Annotated in this window: 13 protein-coding genes; 8 read left to right on the forward strand and 5 right to left on the reverse strand. The window is 64.3% G+C overall.

The features are described 5' to 3' along the window. The first annotated feature begins 340 nt into the window (after nucleotides 1-340). Nucleotides 341-622 (forward strand): type II toxin-antitoxin system RelE/ParE family toxin, encoded by a 282-nt coding sequence (locus tag QX071_RS05065; protein WP_315701970.1) that lies wholly within the window; start codon nucleotides 341-343, stop codon nucleotides 620-622. Nucleotides 623-632: 10 nt separating this feature from the next. After that, a complete protein-coding gene (locus QX071_RS05070) occupies nucleotides 633-938 on the forward strand; it encodes a HigA family addiction module antitoxin (protein ID WP_315701969.1) in 306 nt (101 codons plus the stop codon). A 791-nt stretch (nucleotides 939-1,729) separates the two neighbouring features. On the opposite strand, the gene QX071_RS05075 is transcribed toward QX071_RS05070, so the two are convergent. The 3 genes from QX071_RS05075 to QX071_RS05085 all read right to left on the reverse strand — a co-directional run bounded on the left by QX071_RS05075 (nucleotide 1,730) and on the right by QX071_RS05085 (nucleotide 5,031). Continuing rightward, nucleotides 1,730-2,554, reverse strand: a complete 825-nt coding sequence (locus QX071_RS05075; RefSeq protein WP_315701968.1) for a PhzF family phenazine biosynthesis protein — start codon at nucleotides 2,552-2,554, stop codon at nucleotides 1,730-1,732. 740 nt (nucleotides 2,555-3,294) lie between these two features. Continuing rightward, on the reverse strand, nucleotides 3,295-4,203 hold the full coding sequence (locus tag QX071_RS05080) for an NAD(P)-dependent oxidoreductase (RefSeq protein ID WP_315701967.1): 909 nt from the start codon (nucleotides 4,201-4,203) through the stop codon (nucleotides 3,295-3,297). A 6-nt stretch (nucleotides 4,204-4,209) separates the two neighbouring features. Beyond that, a complete protein-coding gene (locus tag QX071_RS05085) occupies nucleotides 4,210-5,031 on the reverse strand; it encodes an N-acyl homoserine lactonase family protein (protein ID WP_315701966.1) in 822 nt (273 codons plus the stop codon). 362 nt (nucleotides 5,032-5,393) lie between these two features. Here QX071_RS05085 and QX071_RS05090 point away from each other — a divergent pair, with 362 nt between their 5' ends. From QX071_RS05090 to QX071_RS05105, 4 genes are all read left to right on the forward strand, one after another. Next, on the forward strand, nucleotides 5,394-6,914 hold the full coding sequence (locus QX071_RS05090) for a caspase family protein (protein ID WP_315703121.1): 1,521 nt from the start codon (nucleotides 5,394-5,396) through the stop codon (nucleotides 6,912-6,914). A gap of 187 nt (nucleotides 6,915-7,101) precedes the next feature. Further along, complete coding sequence (locus tag QX071_RS05095; protein WP_409977484.1) at nucleotides 7,102-7,731, forward strand: OmpA family protein; 630 nt, start codon at nucleotides 7,102-7,104, stop codon at nucleotides 7,729-7,731. Between the two features lie 139 nt (nucleotides 7,732-7,870). Further along, nucleotides 7,871-8,797, forward strand: a complete 927-nt coding sequence (locus QX071_RS05100) for an efflux RND transporter periplasmic adaptor subunit (RefSeq protein WP_315701964.1) — start codon at nucleotides 7,871-7,873, stop codon at nucleotides 8,795-8,797. Beyond that, nucleotides 8,797-11,952, forward strand: coding sequence for an efflux RND transporter permease subunit (locus QX071_RS05105; protein ID WP_315701963.1), 3,156 nt, complete (start codon nucleotides 8,797-8,799; stop codon nucleotides 11,950-11,952). Before QX071_RS05100 ends, QX071_RS05105 begins: the two co-directional genes overlap by 1 nt. A gap of 19 nt (nucleotides 11,953-11,971) precedes the next feature. Here the strand turns inward: QX071_RS05105 and QX071_RS05110 are convergent, their stop codons facing one another. Both QX071_RS05110 and QX071_RS05115 read right to left on the reverse strand, forming a co-directional pair. Next, nucleotides 11,972-13,468: a glycosyltransferase family 39 protein gene (locus tag QX071_RS05110; protein ID WP_315701962.1), complete on the reverse strand. Its 1,497-nt coding sequence runs from the start codon at nucleotides 13,466-13,468 to the stop codon at nucleotides 11,972-11,974. Between the two features lie 483 nt (nucleotides 13,469-13,951). Continuing rightward, on the reverse strand, nucleotides 13,952-14,626 hold the full coding sequence (locus QX071_RS05115) for a Crp/Fnr family transcriptional regulator (protein ID WP_315701961.1): 675 nt from the start codon (nucleotides 14,624-14,626) through the stop codon (nucleotides 13,952-13,954). Nucleotides 14,627-14,823: 197 nt separating this feature from the next. Here QX071_RS05115 and QX071_RS05120 point away from each other — a divergent pair, with 197 nt between their 5' ends. Both QX071_RS05120 and QX071_RS05125 read left to right on the forward strand, forming a co-directional pair. Next, on the forward strand, nucleotides 14,824-16,863 hold the full coding sequence (locus QX071_RS05120; RefSeq protein ID WP_315701960.1) for an AsmA family protein: 2,040 nt from the start codon (nucleotides 14,824-14,826) through the stop codon (nucleotides 16,861-16,863). A gap of 186 nt (nucleotides 16,864-17,049) precedes the next feature. Beyond that, nucleotides 17,050-19,530 carry an adenylate/guanylate cyclase domain-containing protein gene (locus tag QX071_RS05125; RefSeq protein ID WP_315701959.1) on the forward strand — a complete coding sequence of 827 codons (2,481 nt, stop codon included), beginning with the start codon at nucleotides 17,050-17,052 and terminating at the stop codon, nucleotides 19,528-19,530. The last annotated feature ends 12 nt before the right edge of the window (nucleotides 19,531-19,542 follow it).

A 19,542-nucleotide genomic window follows, 5' to 3' on the forward strand; every position in this document is an offset into this window, starting at 1 on the left:
GGCGGGCTCCTCACGATGAGGGCATTTTCCGCGGCGAAATCGTAGACCCTCATGGTGAGGGCGCGGCACGCCCGAGCAGGCCGAGCGATAGCGAGGCCGTCGCGAACGGCGCAAATGCTGCCGCGCGTCTCCAGACGATGCTACGCATCGTCGGGGGAACCATGAGGCCCCGCCCCTGCTTGACGCCATATGCGATAGCCCTGCGTCATTCCGGGGCGGTCGCACTCGTCCCGCAGCCGCTCGAAGAGCGGAGGCGCCAAGCGCCGTGCCCACCGTCGTCGGAGATGCTCCCTAGGACGTTCACTTGACGACATGTATCATCAAATGATACATTGACGATATGATCAGAAGCTTCCGGGACAAAGTCACTGAAGCCGTCTTCAACGGCGAGAGTCCAAAGGGCTTTCCATCCGATCTGGTCAAGGTGGCGCGCCGAAAGCTCCGCTACCTCAATGCTGCGGCCGATCTCGCCGATTTGAGATCGCCTCCCGGCAATCGGCTCGAGCCGCTGGCGGGGGATCGCCAGGGACAACATTCGATCCGCATCAACGACCAATTCCGGGTGTGCTTTGTTTGGACGGCCGAAGGGCCCGCGGAGGTCGAAGTGGTGGATTATCATTAGGAGGGACGCAATGACCAACAAGCTCAAGCCCATGCATCCCGGTGAAGTTCTGCGGGAAGAGTTCCTCGTTCCGCTCGGGATGTCGGCGGGTGCTCTCGCCAAGGTGTGCGGCTTGCCTCGGACCCGGATCGAGCGGATTGCCAGTGAGCAGACCGGCATTACGGCAGACACCGCGCTTCGGCTCGCCAAGGCGCTCGACACGACGGCTCAGCTTTGGCTCAATCTGCAGACGGACTACGACATTCAGGTCGCGAAGCGCGATCTCGGCAAGATTCTCGACCGCATCGAGACGGTGAACAAGCCGAGAGCTGCCTGATCGGCGGATGTGCCTGATACGGCGCTGAAGCGAGCGCCGGCGCAGCCATGAGTAAAGGCGAACGCCTAGTCGCGTGCGCAACTCCAGCATATTCAGATCGTAGGGTGGGTTAGCGGCCGCGCCAAGCATTTTGATGTCGGCCCGGAGTGTCGTTCGCGATCGCCTAACCCACCACGCTGTTCGCACGGGATTGGCGGGTTACGCTCCGCTAACCCGCCCTACGAGCTCACGTGAAGAAGGGCGCCGCGGTCGAGCTGCGTTGAGCCGCAGATTCTCACCTCCCCCGTCATTCCGGGGCGGTCGCAACGCGCCGAACCCGGAAATCCCGAGGTTGCGAGATGAGACCGCGCCTCCTTCGTCATTGCGAGCGCAAGCGGAGCAATCCAGGAATCCGAACGCCGCTGTCGTCCCCGCCTAGCGCGCAATTGCGCGCGGAGCGGGGATCCATAACCACCGACCTTTGTTGCTGCTACGATGAGTTCGGCAGCTCGCGCATCACAAGCGCCTCTGGAACATGAGTCCGACTCAAGGCCGGGACGATAGCGGTGGAAGTGGCGAAGCGGATTGCAGTGACTACGTTCGGCCGCGGTCCCGTAGGGTGGGCAAAGGCGCGAAGCGCCGTGCCCACCATATCGCCCAACGATCAATGGAGGGATCAATGCAATGATCAATGGTGGGCACGCTATCGCTTTGCCCACCCTACGGTCTGGTCGCGGTCGTGTAACCCGCCACGTTACTCGCACGCGATTTGCGGAGTGCGCTGGGTCTCACTGTGATCAGCGCTTCGCCGGCTACATCTGCCGAGCTGCTCCTGACACCCGGATGCTCGCACCGGGTTCAGAGGTGATCTCGGCTTGTAGCCGCGACGGCATACCCATGTCCTCCCCCTGTAGGATTTCGATCCTACCACCATGAGGCCATCCAAGATCGCGAAGATATCCCGCGAGGGCCGCCGCTGCGGCTCCCGTCGCCGGGTCTTCGTAGACGCCTCCCGCTGCGAATGGATTGCGGGCACGGAAGAGCGTATCGGTTTCTGCATGGACGAGACTGATGGTAACGATCCCCGCTGCAATCATGAGCCGCCGTCCTTGCTCTAGGTCATAGTGCATCGCGGCCAGCTTCTGGCGGCTCGTCAGGCCTAGCACGAGATGCCGAGCACCAGCCTCAGCGATTGCGGGAGGCAGCCGTGGGTCGAGATCAGCAACGGTATACGAGAAAAGGCTGAGTGCGGTCTCGACCAACTCCTTCGGCGCCTGTTCGCTGCGCGTGCGCGGTGATTGCAAGGCCGCCATAAGCTCGGGATTCTGCCATCCCGTTACCGTGATCCGCGTGTTGTTGAGTTGAAGCGCGAAGGTTCCGTCGCCATGGGCAAGAGCAAGCGCGGCCCCAAGCGCGATTGTTGCGTGCCCGCAGAACGGCACCTCGATCTCAGGAGCAAAGTAGCGTACCCGCCAGCCGTCCTCGTTCGGTGCGGCGAACACTGTCTCCGAGTACCCCACCTCTGCGGCGACCGCCAGCATCCGGTCGGCAGGAGGGAGGGCTTTGCAGAGCACGACACCTGCGGGGTTGCCCCCGTTCGTTCCTTGGGAAAAGGCGGCAATCCGCTGCACGTTCATTCGTCTCTCCAATGTCAAGATCACGGAACATAAGCTTACCGTTTTTCGTGCGCGTGACGCACCACCTTACTCGCACGGGACCAGCGGACGACGCTCCGCTAATCCGCTCTCGAGCTCACATCCCCCAACCCGATGGGCAATTCCGCATTCCCGTCATGCCCAAACTGCCCGTCGTGCCAGTTTGCCGCACGCTCCTGGCCTTGCCGTGTCGGGCAAATCACAACGATGATCTCGCTTATCCCGCGGCGATGAAGAGGGGCGTTTCGGCCGATCGTCACGAGGCGTAGCGGCGGGGAGCGGTGGACGCATTGGACTTGAGGCTCTGCATTGGCGAGCCGGCGAGCAAGTTCGACGCGGACGGTCAAGTCGCGTGGTCCTGATACCCCGACGCTGGTATCAAGTTCGCGACGATGCGCCTTGCGCATCGCGTGGATGACGGTGGCCAACAAGCCCGGCGCACCGGGGAGATCGCGAAGCAGCCGTTAAAACCATCGCGCAGGGAAGGCCGGGTCGTCCGGCTGGACCTGTGGTACCTGCCGCCTGCATTTTTTCTGCAGGCGGGCCACGGGCCTCAGTCGAGGTCCGGCCTTCCCTGCGCCCTCTCGTTTTTCGAGGGCGATGTCGGTAGCATGACTCGGACGTATCTGCGTCGCGAGAAGGCGTTGTCACGTCAGCCTGGGCTGTTTGACACATGAATCAGACATCGGATCGCGTGGGCGCAGGCACTTAGTCCCGGGCACTTAGTCCAGAGGCCGATCGATCAGCTTCGCAATGACCGGGAAGTACGCCTTGCCGGTGCCGGCATCGATCGCCTCCTGCAGGATGGTGCCGGTGAGCTCCGCGCCGCGCAGCGCCACGCCGGCATCGGCTGCGAGTTCGAGCGCATAGGACAAATCCTTCAGCGCATATTCGGTCGAGAAGGCGCGTTCCGGAAATGCGCCGGGCACGATCGCCTTCAGGCCATGGTTGCGGAGCGCGAAGCTGTCGGCCGAGCCCTTCGACAGCGTCTGCAGCAGGAGCTCGGGATCGACGCCGCTGCGGCGCGCCACGGCGACGGCTTCGGCCAGCGCGGTCACCGTCTCGAACAGCACCATGTTGTTGAGGATCTTGGTGACCTGCCCTGCGCCGACCTCGCCGCAAAGGGTGACGTCGGTGGCAAAGCAGCGGATGAGGGGCTCGATCGCCGCGAACAGCTCGGGCGAAGCGCCGACCATCACGCTCAGCGTGCCGTCCTGCGCCGCCTGCCGCGTGCGCGCGATCGGCGCGTCCACCCAGGCGGCGCCTTTGATCTGCAGCTGCGCGGCGAAGTCGCGGGTCTGCTTGACCGAGGAGGTGCCGAGATCGACCACGATCTGTTGCGGCCTGATATGGGCGAGAATGCCGTCGCCCTCGAATGCTGCGCGCACATGCGTGGCGCTCGGCAGGCACAGGAAGATCAATTCGCTCTGCCTGACGACATCGGCGACGGAAGCCGCGATCGCGGCGCCTGCCGACTCGATCCGCTCGAGCGGCTCGCGCGCGAGATCAAAGGTGATCACGCCGGCGTTGCTCTTGGTCACGAGGTTGCGGCAGATCGGCTCGCCCATGACGCCGAGACCGATGAAGCCAAGCCTCTTGTATGAAGAAAGCCTCTTGTATGCTGAGGTCATCGCGGCTCACTCTTTCACGAATGAGCGCGATGGCGCCTGATGCAGAGCGAACACGTCCACCGTCTCGCTCGCCCGCGGATAGATCTCGGCGACGATCGGATCATGTCCGGGGATGATGCGATCGGGATGGCCGGCGAGCCGCTCGACGATTTCCCAGCCGTGGGCCATGTCGCCGAGATTGTAGATGATCGGGTAGGGGCTGCGCCTGTGCAGATTGGCGAAGTAATGCGCGGCATCGGAGGCGAGCACGACCGGACCCCGCGCGGTCTCCACCCGCACCGCCTGCAGCCCGTCGGAATGACCGCCGACCCGGTGTACGGTGATGCCGGGCGCGATCTCGCCATCGCCGCAGTGGAAGACGACGCGCTCGCGATAGACATGCCGCACCATCGCCGTGACGTGCTCGACGGAGAACGGATGCCGCAGCAGGCCGTTGCACATGCAGCGGCCGGTCGCGTAAGCCATCTCGCGCTCCTGCAGATGGAAGCGCGCATTCGGGAAGCGGTCGAGATTGCCGGCGTGGTCATAATGCAGATGCGTGACGACCACCTCCCGGATCTGCGCCGGCGCCACGCCGAAGGCGGCCAGCGCCTCGACCGGATCGCAGGTGAGCTTGCGGTTGCGCAGCCGCGCCTCCTCGGCGTTGAAGCCGGTGTCGACCAGGATGTCGCGCCCCGGCCCACGGATCAGCCAGACGAAATAGTCGAGGTCCTGCGCCGTGCTCTCATGCGGGTCCGGCTGCAGATGGTTCATCTGCGGCGTGCGCCCCGACATCGTCGCATAGCGCAGCGCATAGATCTCATAGGCGATCTCATGGGCGTTCCCCATCCGGTCGTCTCTCCCCGTCGTTGTGGTCTCGTTCGGAATGCAGCAAGCCACTCCCGATCGTCGCGGTCAATGAGACCGAGAGCAGCTCGGTCGCCGCTGGCCTCATGTGCGGCCGGTCACATTCGCAAGCCGTCCAAGACGGGCATGCTCCGACGTCGAAGATCGTGCTGCAGAGAGAAGAGGCGAGAGGTGGCGCGATGCGTCGCGATTGTGACGCTTCTGCCGAGGTTCCCAGCGGTTGACGTCGGGTCACCGCGATTTGATAATGCCTGGTGCGGGGGGTAAGGTCGCCGCGGCGCAAGCGCGATCGGCGCCTTCTGTTGCTGACCTCTGGACCGCCCAAAGTCTGGACCGCCATCGTGATGACGCTTCGCCTGCTCCTCCTGCTCGGTTTGATCGTCCCTGCCGTTGCATCCGTACCCTGCTTCGCCGCCGCCGATCGCGTCGCGCTGGTGATCGGCAACGCCAAATATCCCGATGCCGACGCGCCGCTGACGGAGCCGGTGAACGACGCGCGCGACCTCGCCGATGAGCTGAAGCGCGACGGCTTCAACGTCGATGTTCTGGAGAATGCGGGCGGCGAGGCGATGCGCCACGCGCTCGATCGCCTGTACGGGAAGATCAAGCCCGGCACGGTGGCGCTGGTGTTCTTCTCCGGCTACGGCATCCAGTCCAACCGGCAGAGCTACCTGATCCCGGTCGATGCGCAGATCTGGCAGGAGGCCGATGTGCGGCGCGACGGCTTCAGCCTGGAGACGGTGCTGGGCGAGATCAACGGCCGTGGCGCCGGCGTCAAGATCGCACTGATCGACGCCTCGCGCCGCAATCCATACGAGCGGCGATTCCGGACCGCCTCGGCCGGGCTCGCACCGGTGATCGCGCCGACGGGGACGTTGGTGATGTATTCGGCCGCGCTGTCCGCGGTGGTCTCCGACAGCGGACGCGATCACAGTCTGTTCGTGCAGGAGCTGTTGAAGGAGATCCGCGTCCCTGATCTCTCGGCGGAAGAGACCTTGAACCACACCCGCGTCGGCGTCACCCGCGCCTCGCGCAATGAGCAGGTGCCGTGGATCTCCTCTTCGCTCGCTGAGGACTTCACCTTCGTCACGGGGCCGGCTGGCAACCGCCCGGCCGGCGGCGCCGCGGAGACGAACGTCACGCCGCCGCCCGCCCCGACACCGAGCCCGACGCAGGTCGTGGTGGCGCCGCCCGCTCCGCCTCCTGCGCCACCGATGCCGAGCCCGGCGCCTAGCCCGGTGCAGAAGGCCGACACGCCGCCGCCGGCACCGGCGCCGACAGCGACGCCTGCACCTGTGCCGCCTGCGGCCAGCAATTCGCCCAGTCCCGAGCCCAACGTGGCCCCGACGAGCACCCAGGTGGCGCTCGCCGACGATCCGACCATCAAGAGCCTGTCCGCCAAGATCGCTGCCAATCCGGATGATGTCAGCGCGCTGTATCGCCGCGGCCAGGTCTACGCCAGCAAGGGCGCCTATGATCTTGCGATCAAGGATTTCGACGACACCATCCGTATCAATCCGAAGGACGTCGAGGCGCTGAACAACCGCTGCTGGGCGCGCACCGTGATCGGCGAATTGCAGACCGCGTTGCGGGACTGCAACGAGGCGCTGCGGCTGCGGCCGAATTTCGTCGACGCGCTGGACAGTCGCGGGCTGCTCAACCTGAAGAGCGGCGCCAACAAGAATGCGATCGCCGATTTCGACGCGGCGCTCAAGATCAATCCGCGGCTGACGTCCTCGCTCTATGGCCGAGGTCTCGCCAGGCAGCGCAGCGGGGCGGCCCAGGAGGGGGCGCTCGACATCGCCAATGCCAAGGCGATGGACCCCAACGTCGTGCAGGAATTCGAAAGCTACGGCGTTCGCTGAGCAATTTCGCGATCGCAGCAACCGGCGCCGTTCGAACCCCAGGACGGCCCGGAATGACAAAAGGGCGAACAGCCACGGGAAACAGCGAAGGGACGCGGGCGGGCCTCGCCGTCGCTCGATCGGTGAGGACCCGCGCTCTCCGCACAGGAGGAACTGCCAGATGACGAGACCAACTCTCCCCGCCACGATGCTCGCGACGATTGCGATCGGAGCGGCGCTGTCGCTCGGCGCGGCCAGGGCCCTCGCCGCCGAGGACGTGACCGAGGATCAGATCGTCCGTGCGCTGGCCGGGCCGAAGAAGCCGCTGACGCGGGGCCTGTCGATGGCGCCGCCGGCGGAGGAGACGCCGGCCGTCTCGCCCGAACAGGACAAGTTCCTGCAGAGCGTGCGCGGCCGTACCGCACGCTCGCTGTCGTCGGCCGAGCGCGAGGAGATCGCCGCGATCGCCAAGGCCAGGCCGAACATCGACCTCGAGATCACCTTCGAGTACAATTCGGCCAACATCAGCCAGAAGTCGCTGGCGTCAGTGCAGGCGCTTGGCCGCGCGCTGACCAGCCCGGACCTGAAGGGATCGACCTTCCTGGTCGCCGGTTACACCGATGCCGCCGGCAGCGATGCCTACAACCAGGACCTCTCGGAGCGGCGCGCCGATTCCATCAAGCGCTATCTGGTCGAGAAATACGGCATCGCCGGCGCCGATCTCGTGACCGTCGGCTATGGCAAGAGCAAGCTGAAGGACCCAAGCCACCCGCTGTCGGAAGTGAACCGCCGCGTGCAGGTCGTGAACACGCAGAGCAAGACGGCGGCTGCGAAATAGTGTCTGCAGGGATCGAATTTGCGCCTCGCATGCGACTGAGGATCGGCCTGGGCGTTCCTCCCGCAGCATTGCGGGGCGCATATCCGTCACAAGCGGGCGTCCGCCGTCTCCGCCGCGAAGCTCTGGGATCAAGCCATCGATGAAGCTCACCGAGACTATCAAACCCGCCGCCGGCGCGGTGCTCGTCGCAGTCCTGCTGGGCGGCTATTACTGGTTCGAGCACCGGTCGCGACGGGTGGAAGACGAGCCGCGAATGCAGGCGCAGGTGGTCGTCACCAAGGCGGTGAACGCCTGCTTTTCCGATCTGGTGCGGGTCACCGGCTTTGTCGTGCCGCGCCGCGAAGCCGTGGTCGGCGCCGATCACGAAGGCTCGCGGGTCACCGACGTGCTGGTGAAGGAAGGCGATGCCGTCACCGAGAACCAGGAGCTGGCGCGGCTCACGCCGCCACCGCCGCAGCCGGGCGCACCGGCCGCAGCCGCCGGGCGGGCAGTGTCGCTGCGGGCGCCCGCGGCCGGCCTTGTCACCGAGGTTCGCACCATGGTCGGCGCGCCTGCCTCGCCGCAGGCCGGACCGATGTTCCGCATCGCCGTCAACAACGAGCTGGAGCTCGATGCCGAGGTGCCGAGCGTGCACCTGCTGAAACTCAATCCCGGCGCATCCGTCCGGATCAGCCGCGACGAGCAACCGGACATCATCGGGCGTGTACGGGTGGTTTCGCCGCAGATCGATCGTTCCACCCAGCTCGGCCATGTCAGGATTGCGCTCTCCGGCAATCCTGCCGTCAAGCCGGGAATGTTCGCGCGCGCCAGCATCGACGCCAAGCGCAGTTGCGGCGTCGCGGTTCCCAACACCGCGATCGATCATCTCACCATCCAGGTGGTCAAGGGCGACACCATCGAGACCCGCAGGGTCCGCGTCGGATTGGTATCGGACACCTCGACGGAGATCCTGGAAGGTCTCGACGTCGGCGAGGTCGTCGTGGCCGACGCCGGCAGCTCGCTGCATGATGGCGACCAGATCAAGACCATGTTCGCCGAAGACCTCGATCGCACCCGGGTACGCTGATGGCACTCAATATCTCGGCATGGTCGATCCGGCACCCGCTGCCGCCGGTGGTTTTCTCCATCATCCTATTGCTGCTCGGCTGGATCAGCTTCACCAAGCTCGCGGTGACCCGGCTGCCAAATGCCGACATTCCGGTGATCTCGGTTGCGGTGTCGCAGTTCGGCGCGGCGCCGGCCGAGCTCGAATCCCAGGTCGCCAAGACGATCGAGGACGGCGTCTCCGGCGTCGAAGGCGTGCGTCATATCTCCTCCTCGATCACCGACGGCCTGTCGGTGACCACGATCCAGTTCGCGCTGGAAACCAATTCCGACCGCGCGCTCAACGACATCAAGGATGCGGTGACGCGCGTGCGCGCCAATCTGCCGCAGAATGTCACTGAGCCCTTGATCCAGCGCGTCGACGTGATCGGACTGCCGATCGTGACCTATGCCGCGATCTCGCCGGGCAAGACGCCGGAGCAGCTGTCCTTCTTCGTCGATGACGTCGTCAAGCGCGCGCTGCAGGGCGTGCGCGGCGTGAGCCAGGTCGAGCGCATCGGCGGCGTCCAGCGCGAAATCCTGGTCTCGCTCAATCCCGACCGGCTGCAGGCGATGGGCCTGACCGCCGTCAATGTCAGCCAGAGCCTGCGTGGCACCAATGTCGATCTGGCCGGTGGGCGCGCCGAAATCGGCAAGAACGACCAGGCGATCCGCACGCTGGCCGGCGCCAAGACGCTGAACGATCTCGCCGGCACCATGATCCCGCTGTTCGGCGGCGGCGAGGTCCGGCTCGACGATCTCGGCACCGTTACGGACACGATCGCGGATCGCCGGACCTTCGCCCGCTTCAACGGCGATCCCGTGGTCGCGCTTGGCATCAAGCGCGCCAAGGGAGCGAGCGACGTGGTGGTCGCCGCGGCCGTACAGAAGCGCATCGATGCGCTGAAGGTCGCCTATCCCGACGTCGATCTGAGGCTGATCGATACCTCGGTCGATTTCACCAAGGGCAATTACGAGGCCGCGATCTCGACCCTGTTCGAGGGGGCGATCCTGGCCGTGATCATCGTGCTGCTGTTCCTGCGCGACATCAGGGCCACCGTGATCGCGGCCATTTCGCTGCCGCTGTCCATCTTCCCGGCCTTCTGGGCGATGGACATCCTCGGCTTCTCGCTCAACCTGGTCTCGTTCCTCGCGATCACGCTGTCGACCGGCATTCTGGTCGACGATGCCATCGTCGAGATCGAGAACATCGTCCGCCACATGCGGATGGGCAAGTCGCCTTATCGCGCCGCGCTCGAAGCGGCCGACGAGATCGGGCTGGCCGTGATCGCGATCAGCCTCACGATCATCGCGATCTTCACGCCCGCAAGCTTCATGTCGGGCGTTGCGGGACAGTTCTTCAAGCAGTTCGGCATCACCGTGTCGGTGCAGGTGTTTTTCTCGCTGCTCGCCGCACGCTTCGTGACCCCGATGTTGGCCGCCTATTTCCTGAAGCACCAGGCGCATGAGGAGCCGCCGTCCGGCCGCATCTTGCGCGGCTATCATGCCGTCGTAAGCTGGTCGGTGAAGCACTACTTCATCACGGTTGTCATCGGTTTTGCGATTTTCGCGGCTTCGATCCTGAGCATCAAGCTGCTGCCGCAAGGCTTCCTGCCGGCTCAGGACACCGCGCGTTCGCTGCTTGCAATGGAGCTGCCGCCCGGCTCGCAGCTTGCCTTCACGGAGCAGGTCACGGAGGGCATCGTGGCGCGGCTGCGCAAACGGCCGGAGGTGCGGAGTGTGTTCGTGGACGGCGGCCGCTCGCCGCCCGGCATCATGGAGGTGCGCCGCGCGGCGCTGATCATCAACTACACCCCGAAATCGGAGCGGAAGGTCACCCAGAAGGAGCTCGAACGCGAGATCGGCGAGGAGCTCAACAACGTCCCTGACATTCGCTTCTGGTTCCTGGATGAAAACGGCCTGCGCGCGATCTCGCTGGTGGTGACCGGTTCGGACAGCAAGATCGTCGACAATGTCGCAAGTGAACTCGCTTCGCAGATGAAGCGGATTCCGATCATCTCGAACGTGGTCTCGGAGACGGCGCTCGACCGGCCCGAATTGCGGATCCAGCCGCGGGCCGATCTCGCCGCCCGGCTCGGCGTATCGACCGAGAGTTTGTCTCAGACCATCCGCGTCGCCACCATCGGCGATGTCGGACCGGCGTTGGCAAAATTTGATGCCGGCGGCCGCCTGATCCCGATTCGGGTTCAGCTCGAGGACGCCGCGCGCGGCAACGTGCAGACGCTGGAGCAGCTGCGCGTCCCGCTTGGCATGCACGGCGAAAAGGGCGGCGTGCCGCTCTCGGTGGTCGCCGACATCAAGCTCGATCAGGGGCCGACCAGCATCAATCGCTACGACCGCGAGCGCCAGGCGACGGTGGCGGCCGACCTCGTCGGCTTCGCCGCGCTCGGCGATGCCACCCGGCAGATCAACGAGCTGCCGGTCATGAAGACGCTGCCGAAGATCGTCAGGGTCAGCCCTTCCGGCGATGCCGAAAGCCTGAATGAGCTGTCCGAAGGGTTCGCCACGGCGATCACATCCGGACTGATGATGGTCTATGCGGTGCTGGTCTTGTTGTTCGGCACTTTCCTGCAGCCGATCACGATCCTGTTCTCGCTGCCTTTGTCGATCGGCGGTGCGATCGCTGCACTGCTCCTGACCGGCAAGCAGCTGACCACGCCGGTCTGGATCGGCATCCTGATGCTGATGGGCATCGTCACCAAGAACGCGATCATGCTGGTCGAATTCGCCATCGAATCGATTCGTGCGGGCCAGCCGCGGGAGGCGGCGATGATCGACGCCGGCCTGAAGCGGGCGCGGCCGATCGTGATGACGACGATTGCCATGGTCGCCGGTATGATACCGAGTGCGCTCGCGGTCGGCGCCGGCGGCGAGTTCCGCTCGCCGATGGCGCTGGCGGTGATCGGCGGGTTGTTGTTCTCGACCGTTCTGTCGCTGGTCTTCGTGCCGGCGATGTTCATGGTGATGGATGACATCGGCGCGCTGTTCGGGCGCCTTGGCCGACGCCTGATCGTCTCGTCCGCTGCGGATGAGGCCGCCGATCAAGCTGCGGCTTCACCGCAAAAGGATGCGCAGGAGAAAAAGCCGCCGACGAGGATCTCGCCGGCTGCGGAGTAACTGAACGCCGTGCAGCCACTCAGTTGAGCATGGGCGGGCTTCGACGCTGGGCGCTGAAATCCTGAGCGATGCCGTTGCTCGGCGATGGCTTTGGCGCCTCATCGGTCGCAGGCGGCACGATCAGCGCGACGAAGCCCTGGCTCGCGCCCTCCAAGCCGAACAGGCTGGTGGTCAGCGAGAACGAGCTGCGAACGGCGCGATTCGTCCGCGCAGCGGCACTGTCCATGCCCGCCACGCAGGAGATATCGGTGTCGTAACACAGAGCTGCCCATCCCTGTGTGAAGGCATCATCCGGCAGCTGAAGCTCATGCGGATGCACCAGGCCGGTGTCAAAGACCGGATGATCGGGACTGTAGAACGCGGCCGCGAAGGCCAATCCTTCATCGCCGCCGACCGCTGGCAGCGCCGTGTCCGACAATGCGTGCCATTGACGCGTCAGCTCCGCGACCGCCGGCTGATAGAAGTTGCGCCCCTCATGCAGCGGAAAATAGTTGCGGTAGAGCGCGTGCAGCGGCGCGGCCACGAACGCGGCGAGGACCGCGACGCCGACGGCGGCGACAAGGAGATTGGCCGTCCGCTCGCGGGGAGCTTGATAGCTCGCGCCGCACACGATCACCACGACGAACAGGAACACGCCTTGCAGCCCCCAAAGCGGCGGCATATCCGTGCCGAACACTGCTGAAACCAACGCCGGAAGGACAATGGTTCCGATGCTGATGCTCGACAGCAACTGCAATCCGGGATCAAGCTTGAATATGTCGTCCAGCAATCGGCTCAAGCGAGGCCGCGCCATCACCAGCCAGATCAGGCCCGGGATTGCGATCAAACCGCCCATGGCGAGAAGGAATCCGGTCGCCTCGATCAGCGCCGGTCCAAGCGCCTTGCCGGAATGCCGCTCGATGGCGTAGGCAAATGGCTGAGCTCCGGTCGTTGCCAACCAATAGATGTGTGGAGCGAGGGCTGCGAGCCCGGTCGCGGAAGCGATCCATGGCGCCGAAGACGTATAGTAAGCTCGCCGCTCGCGATGCAGGAGGGCGGCGATCGCAAAGCTGCCGATCAGAAAGACCGAATAGTATTTGCCGAGCATTGCCAGAGCGCCTGCGGCGCCGGCGGCCATCGCCCAGCCTGGAGCACGGGTCTCGAACGAGCGCAGAAAACAATAGGTCGCAAGCGGCCACGTCGACAGCAGAATGGCGTTGGCGTTGAAGCGTTGTGCATGGAGCTGATAGACCGGCAACAGCATCAGCAGCAGCAGCACGATCAGGCGCTTGTCGCCACGCGCGAAACGGTGGGTGATCAGATCGACCGCCCATAATCCGACTGCCGAATTGGTCAGCGCCAGCAGGTTGAACGACCAGTTGGTGAGCGGAAAGACGATGGTCCAGGCCCGTGCGGTCCACGCCATCAGCGGCGGATGTTTCGATGAGCCCCAATCGAAGCTGCGGCCGAGCGACCAAGTTTCCAACACGTCCTGGTGAAGATCGCCGCCGATATAGGCAAGCGAAAAATAGATCATCCACAATGCGACGAAGCCTGTGAGGAGAAGCGGAATGGTCCATCCTTGTTCGACCCCGCGAGCCAAGCTCGAGACGGTCGCTCGCCAATCCCAGGACCAAGGCGCCGAAGAGCTTTCCTTACGCGCAGCCACCAACACCGCGAGACACATCGGGACTGATACTCACTGCTCTTGGAGCGTGCAAAGCCTTGCCCACGCGTACGAACGCGCGGGATGAATGGTCATCGCCGCTGCCGGATTACTTGTTTAGAACCATTAAAAAGCGTTCATGTCGCAAATTGTGAGGAGTGGTGGCCCAATTGCGATCATGTTTAGTCAGCGCAGATATGAAACGATGCGCGCCGCCCGATTTGCGTCACGCTTGCAGCCTGGAAAGGACAAGTTTGAGCTTGGGCGTGACAATAAAGTGCTTTGTCTGTGTGCTGCCTTGTCAAAGCCACGAAAAAGCACCGTGGGATTGGCCCGCATCAACGCGGCGTGCCGCTAATCGCTATGTGCGATCGCGCTGAGCGTGGTCAGGTCTTGAAGCAGGATGCGACCCCGCTGCAGTTCGAGAATCCCGTCCTTGCGCCAGGTCTGCAGTTGCCGATTGACGCTTTCGCGCGCTGCGCCGACGAAGATGCCAAGCTGCTCCTGGGAGATGTGGACCTCGGAACCGAAATCGTCGGCCAATGCGCACAGCCGCCGGGCAAGCCGGATCGGAAGCGGCTGCAGCACGGATTCTTCCATCCGTTCGCTTTGCCAGCGGATGCGTTGGCAGAGCAGCTGGATGATCTTGATCGCGACTTTCGGTTCGCGTTCCAGGAAGTCGAGAAACTCCTCACGCCGGAGCACGAACAGCTCGGTCGCTTGGCTTGCTGTGGCGTCCGCGGTGCGCTCCTGGCCGTCCAGTACGGCGACCTCGCCAAAGAGGTCGCCTGGCCCCATGAAGTTCAGAGTCAGCCGGGTGCCATCGGTTGCACCGGTCTCGATGCGGATTTGGCCGCGCCGGACTCCGAACAAGGCGTCACCAGGATCGCCTTTCTGGAACAGCACCTCACCCGCAGCGATATGCTGGGTATGACACAGGGTGGAGAGACGCTGCAGTTCGTCGTTTCCGAGGTCCGCGAACATCGGGTTCATTTTCAGAATGACCGCAAACTCGGCCTGCGTGCTCATCACTATGCCCTTAGGAACAGTTTGAAACCGTCAGTTACGGAAGCCGCTCTGGCAGAAGTGTGTCATACGTCACATAAAGTTGCGAGCTGCGCTGATTATTTTTGGCGCGTTGGAGCGATCGGTTGTCTGCGGGGCCGGTTGGCTCTGCTTGGGTCGCAGCGACTTGTCCGGCTCGCGCATCCGATTGGAACGTCGATATGAAAGCAGTGAGATACGCGGGCGCTGTGGTCGGTGTCGTCCTGGTGGTCTTCGTGGGGCTGCTGGCCTTTGGTGCGCCTGCAAGCCTGCTGGTCGCTGCGACCCAGGACCGGATCGAGCGCGGCACCGGCTACCGTTTGAGTATCGCAGGTGCCGCGAATATCGGACTGTTGCCGACACTCAACGCCACATTCGGCGATGTTACGCTGCAGGATCCCAAAGATCGCGACGGCAGCCGTCGGCTGACCATCGGCAAGGTGAGAGCCGAGCTGAGATGGTCGAGCCTGTGGTCGGGCCGCCCGGAGATCACCGCTCTCACCATCGAAAAGCCGGCGCTCTATCTGCCCTTGCTTCGGGAGCGGCGGCGCGATGAGTCCGCGCGCGATGCCGGATCTGCGGGATTCGGTACGATTGCTTCGGTCTCGATCGATCATGTCACGGTCACGGAAGGTGCCGTCATTCTGTCCAACCCCCGCGACCACGTGGAGCAGCGCATCGATGCCATTGCTGCGAGCGCCGCGCTATTGCCCGACAACACGACCAAGATCATCGGCAGCGCGCGGACCGGCGAGCGTCCGCTCGCATTCGACATCACGGCGGATGTTTCTTCGATGCAGCGGGCAGTTCCGATCGAGTTCAAGATCGACATGCCGGATACTCTGCGTTCGCCATTGTCCGGCCGCGCCGAGCTGCGGTGGAACGGAAAGCTGATCGCCATCAACAATCTCGGCGGAATGCTTGATGATGGTGCTTTCAACGGCTGGGCCTCCGTCGACATTGCGAGCAAGCCGCTGTTGAAGCTCGATCTGGACCTGCGGCGGCTTGCGGTCGGGAGCTCAAATGCTCCATCTGCTGGCCAGCGGCAGGGATGGAGCACGGCCTCGATCGACCTCCGCGCCTTGAACTATATCGACCTCCAGGCGAAGCTCTCCGCTGCCGAGTTCGATTTCGCCGGTGCACAACTCGGACCGGCCACGCTCGACGCATCGCTGGCCGGGGGTGTGCTGAAGACGGCCGTCGGCAATCTCCATCTCTACGACGGACAAGCCAGCGGTGAACTCATCGTCGATGCATCCGGGGGAAATCCAGCCTATGCGATGCATTGCGATATCGTCGGCGTGCGGGCGCTGCCGTTGCTGCAGGGTCTCGCCGATTTCGACAAAATCGACGCCAAGATGCAGGGGAAGCTCGCACTGCGCTCAAGCGGCGCCAGCGAACAGGCCATCATGTCCAATCTCAACGGTTCGGCGTTCCTGCTTTTCCAGGATGGTGCGATCCGCGGCATCAATGTCGCCCGGATGATCCGCTCCCTGACCTCCGCTCCTCTTTCGGGCTGGCAGGACTCGAAGGAGTTGTCGACCGATCTTAATCAGCTTTCTGCTTCGTTCCGCCTTGAACGTGGACAGGCGGTCACCGACGATCTCGATCTGATCGGGCCGTTGGTCAAGATGACGGGCGGCGGCACGGTCGACGTCGGCAACAAGACCTTGGCGTTGCGGGTCGAGCCCAAGCTCGTCATGACCATCGAGGGACAGGGCCGCAGGTCGGACCCTATCGGCCTCGGCATTCCCGTGATGATCGAGGGGTCCTGGAGCGAGCCGCGGATCTATCCGGATGTCGCGGGCATTTTGAGCGATCCGGATACCGCCTATGCCAAGCTGAAGCAGATGGGCCAGGGCCTGTTCGGCAAGGATGCCGCCGGATTGAGCGACCTGATCAATGGCATCGGTGGCTTGATCGGCAACGGCACCTCCAATCCGCCGGGCGGAAACTCCGGCGCAACTCCGCAAACTGCACCATCGGATCCGCTCGGAGGCGATCTCGGTGCCGCGATCGGCAATCTGATCCAGCAGGGTCTGCAGCAGGGGCAGAATGTCCGCAAGCGCGCCATCGTGCCGCCTTCGAGCCCCGATCCGTCGGTTCAACCTCCAGCGGCACAGGTCCCTGATCGGCAGGGGGCTCCGCCCGACACGTCACGTGACGGTGCGCAGGAGAGCCAGCCCATGAACGACATGTTGCGGCGCCTCTTCAACCGCTGACATCCGGCGCCTCCCGCGACGGACAACGCCCGCGGCTCCTGGCACGATTGTGTGCTAGACAGCGTTCGGCGGTCTTCTCGCGCAGTCGGCCACTCGGACGTATGCTGCCGTGACGGCTGCCGACGGGTTTAGTCTGTCATGGGGCACGGATGCGCGAGCCCTTGAAGGACAGCGCACGAGGATCGGATGAACGGGGTTGAGCACTGCGGCACGGCATTGCGCCAAAGCCTGTTCTCAAAACAAGGCCTGTTCGCCAAATATGTGGTTGCGCTGGTCGGCCTCGTCGTATTCGTGCTCGCGGTCAATGGCGTTACCGAGACCTGGATCAGCTATCGTGCCATCAAGGCCAGGCTGGTCGGCGCGATGTCCGAGAAAGCCGATGCTGCGGCAATCCGGATCGAGCAGGCGCTGTCTGACCTCCAGCGTCAGGTCAGTTGGGTCACGCGGGCGAGCGCCACCAAATTGGAGGATCGCCAGGCCGACTATATGCAGCTGCTGACGCAGGTGCCGGCTGTCACCCAGCTCTATCAGATCAATGGCGAGGGCCGCGAGCAGCTTCGAGTCTCGCGCACCGCGATCCTCAAATCGGCCGGTACGGATTTTTCGCGTGATCCGCGCTTCACTGAAACTGTCACCCGCGGGATGAGCTTTTCGTCCATCACGTTCCAGGGCACGCAGCCTGTCATGTCGGTCGCGGTTGCGCATTCCGGCTTCAATGCCGGCGTCACGGTAGCCGACATCGATCTCGGCTTTCTCGAAGATTTCGTGACCGATGCCCGGGTGGGCAAGGTCGCCGTTGCCTATGTGGTCGATCCACGTGGTCGGGTGTTGGCGAGCTCTACAAACGGGCCTGCTGTAGGGCAGGATGTCGCCAAGCTGCAGCAGGTGGCGGCGGCGATCGGCCCGCGCGGACACCCGGTCGCGTCAGGAGCCGATGCCGACGGCCGGGCGGTGCTCACCGCAGCGTCGGTGCTGCCGAAGCTCGGCTGGGTCGTGCTATTCGAGCAGCCGACGATGGTTGCATTGGCGCCGGTCCGCGATCAGCTCCTGCGCGGCGCGCTCCTAATCGGGCTTGGCCTCGTGGTGGCCACGCTGGCCGGCACCGTGCTGGCGAGGCGCATGCTGGTACCGGTCACGGCGTTGCGCGCCGGCGCGCGCCGGCTCGGCGCCGGGGACTTCAGCCATCGCATCGAAGTGCATACCCGCGATGAGCTGGAGGAGCTCGCCGAGCAGTTCAACGGTATGGCGGCTCAGCTCGCCGAGTCCTATTCCGAGCTCGAGGCGAAGGTGGAGGAGCGCACGCGCGAGCTTGCGCAATCGATCAACGAGCTGAAAGTGCTTGAAGAGGTCGGCCGAGAGGTGGCGTCGTCGCTCGACGTCAACGCAGTGCTGCCCACCATTGCCAGCCGCGCGCTCGAGATCACCCATGCCGATGCGATCCTGATCTATTCCTATGATGCCGCGAAACGTCAATTCGAGCTGGTGGAAGCGACGGGCATAGACGAGGTGCAATGGGCTGAACATCCCGTTTTGGCCGAGGACGACGCCCTGCTCGGCGATGCCGTGCGGAGCGGCGAGCCGATTGCGATCGCCGATCTGGCGACTGGGCCGGATCTGCCGCTCCGTGATGTTGCGCTTGCGGCTGGCTTCCATGCGGTGCTGTTCACGCCTCTGGTCGAGCAGCAGGGTGTGGTCGGCGCACTGGTTGTCTTACGGCGCGTCGCTGGCCCGTTTGCGCCGAACCTGATCGGGCTGGTGCGCACCTTCGCCCACCAGGCCGTGCTCGCCATGCGCAACGCGCGGCTGTTCAGCGAGGTCGATCAGAAGGGCCGCGAGCTCGCCCTCGCCCACGCTAAAGTGCAAGAGCAGGCCGCCAAACTGCAGGAGCAGACCGCGCAACTGCGCGAGTGGAATAGGTCTCTGGAAGAGCGCGTCGAGAAGCAGCTCGGCGAGATCGAGCGCATCCGGCGGCTCGAGCGCTTCCTGGCGCCGCAGGTCGCCCAGATCATTGCGTCGTCCGATGGCCACCATGCTCTGCTCGAAAGCCACCGCCGCGAGGTGACGGTGGTGTTCTGCGACCTGCGCGGCTTTACCGCCTTTACCGAAACCACCGAGCCGGAAGAGGCGATGGATGTGCTGCGGGACTATCACGCTGCGCTCGGACAACTGATCTTCCGCTACGAGGGCACACTGGACCGCTACGCCGGCGACGGCGTCATGATCCTGTTCAACGCGCCGATCCCGTTCGAGGATCACACCAAGCGCGCGGTCAGGATGGCGGTCGAGATGCGAGACGAGATCGGCCGTCTCACCGAGCGTTGGCGCAATCGCGGCCACAGTCTCGGCTTTGGTGTCGGCATTGCGCTCGGCTATGCGACGCTGGGTCAGGTCGGCTTCGAACATCGTTTGGAATATGCCGCGATCGGCAGCGTGACCAATCTTGCCTCGCGCCTGTGCGACGAGGCGAAGGCCGGGCAAATCATCGCATCCCGGCGTGTCTATGGCATGGTCGAACCCTGGGTCGAAGCGGTGCCGATCGACGATCTGCAGCTCAAGGGCTTCAATCACCCGGTGCTAGCGATGGAGATCTTGCGCTGGCGCAATGAGGTGGAGAACGTGATCGACGTCTCCGCTGCGGCGACGGCGCGGCGGAAACCGTCGTCATAAACGCCTACGTCG

The organism is Bradyrhizobium sp. SZCCHNS1022, assembly GCF_032484835.1.
In the GTDB taxonomy this organism is placed as follows: domain Bacteria; phylum Pseudomonadota; class Alphaproteobacteria; order Rhizobiales; family Xanthobacteraceae; genus Bradyrhizobium.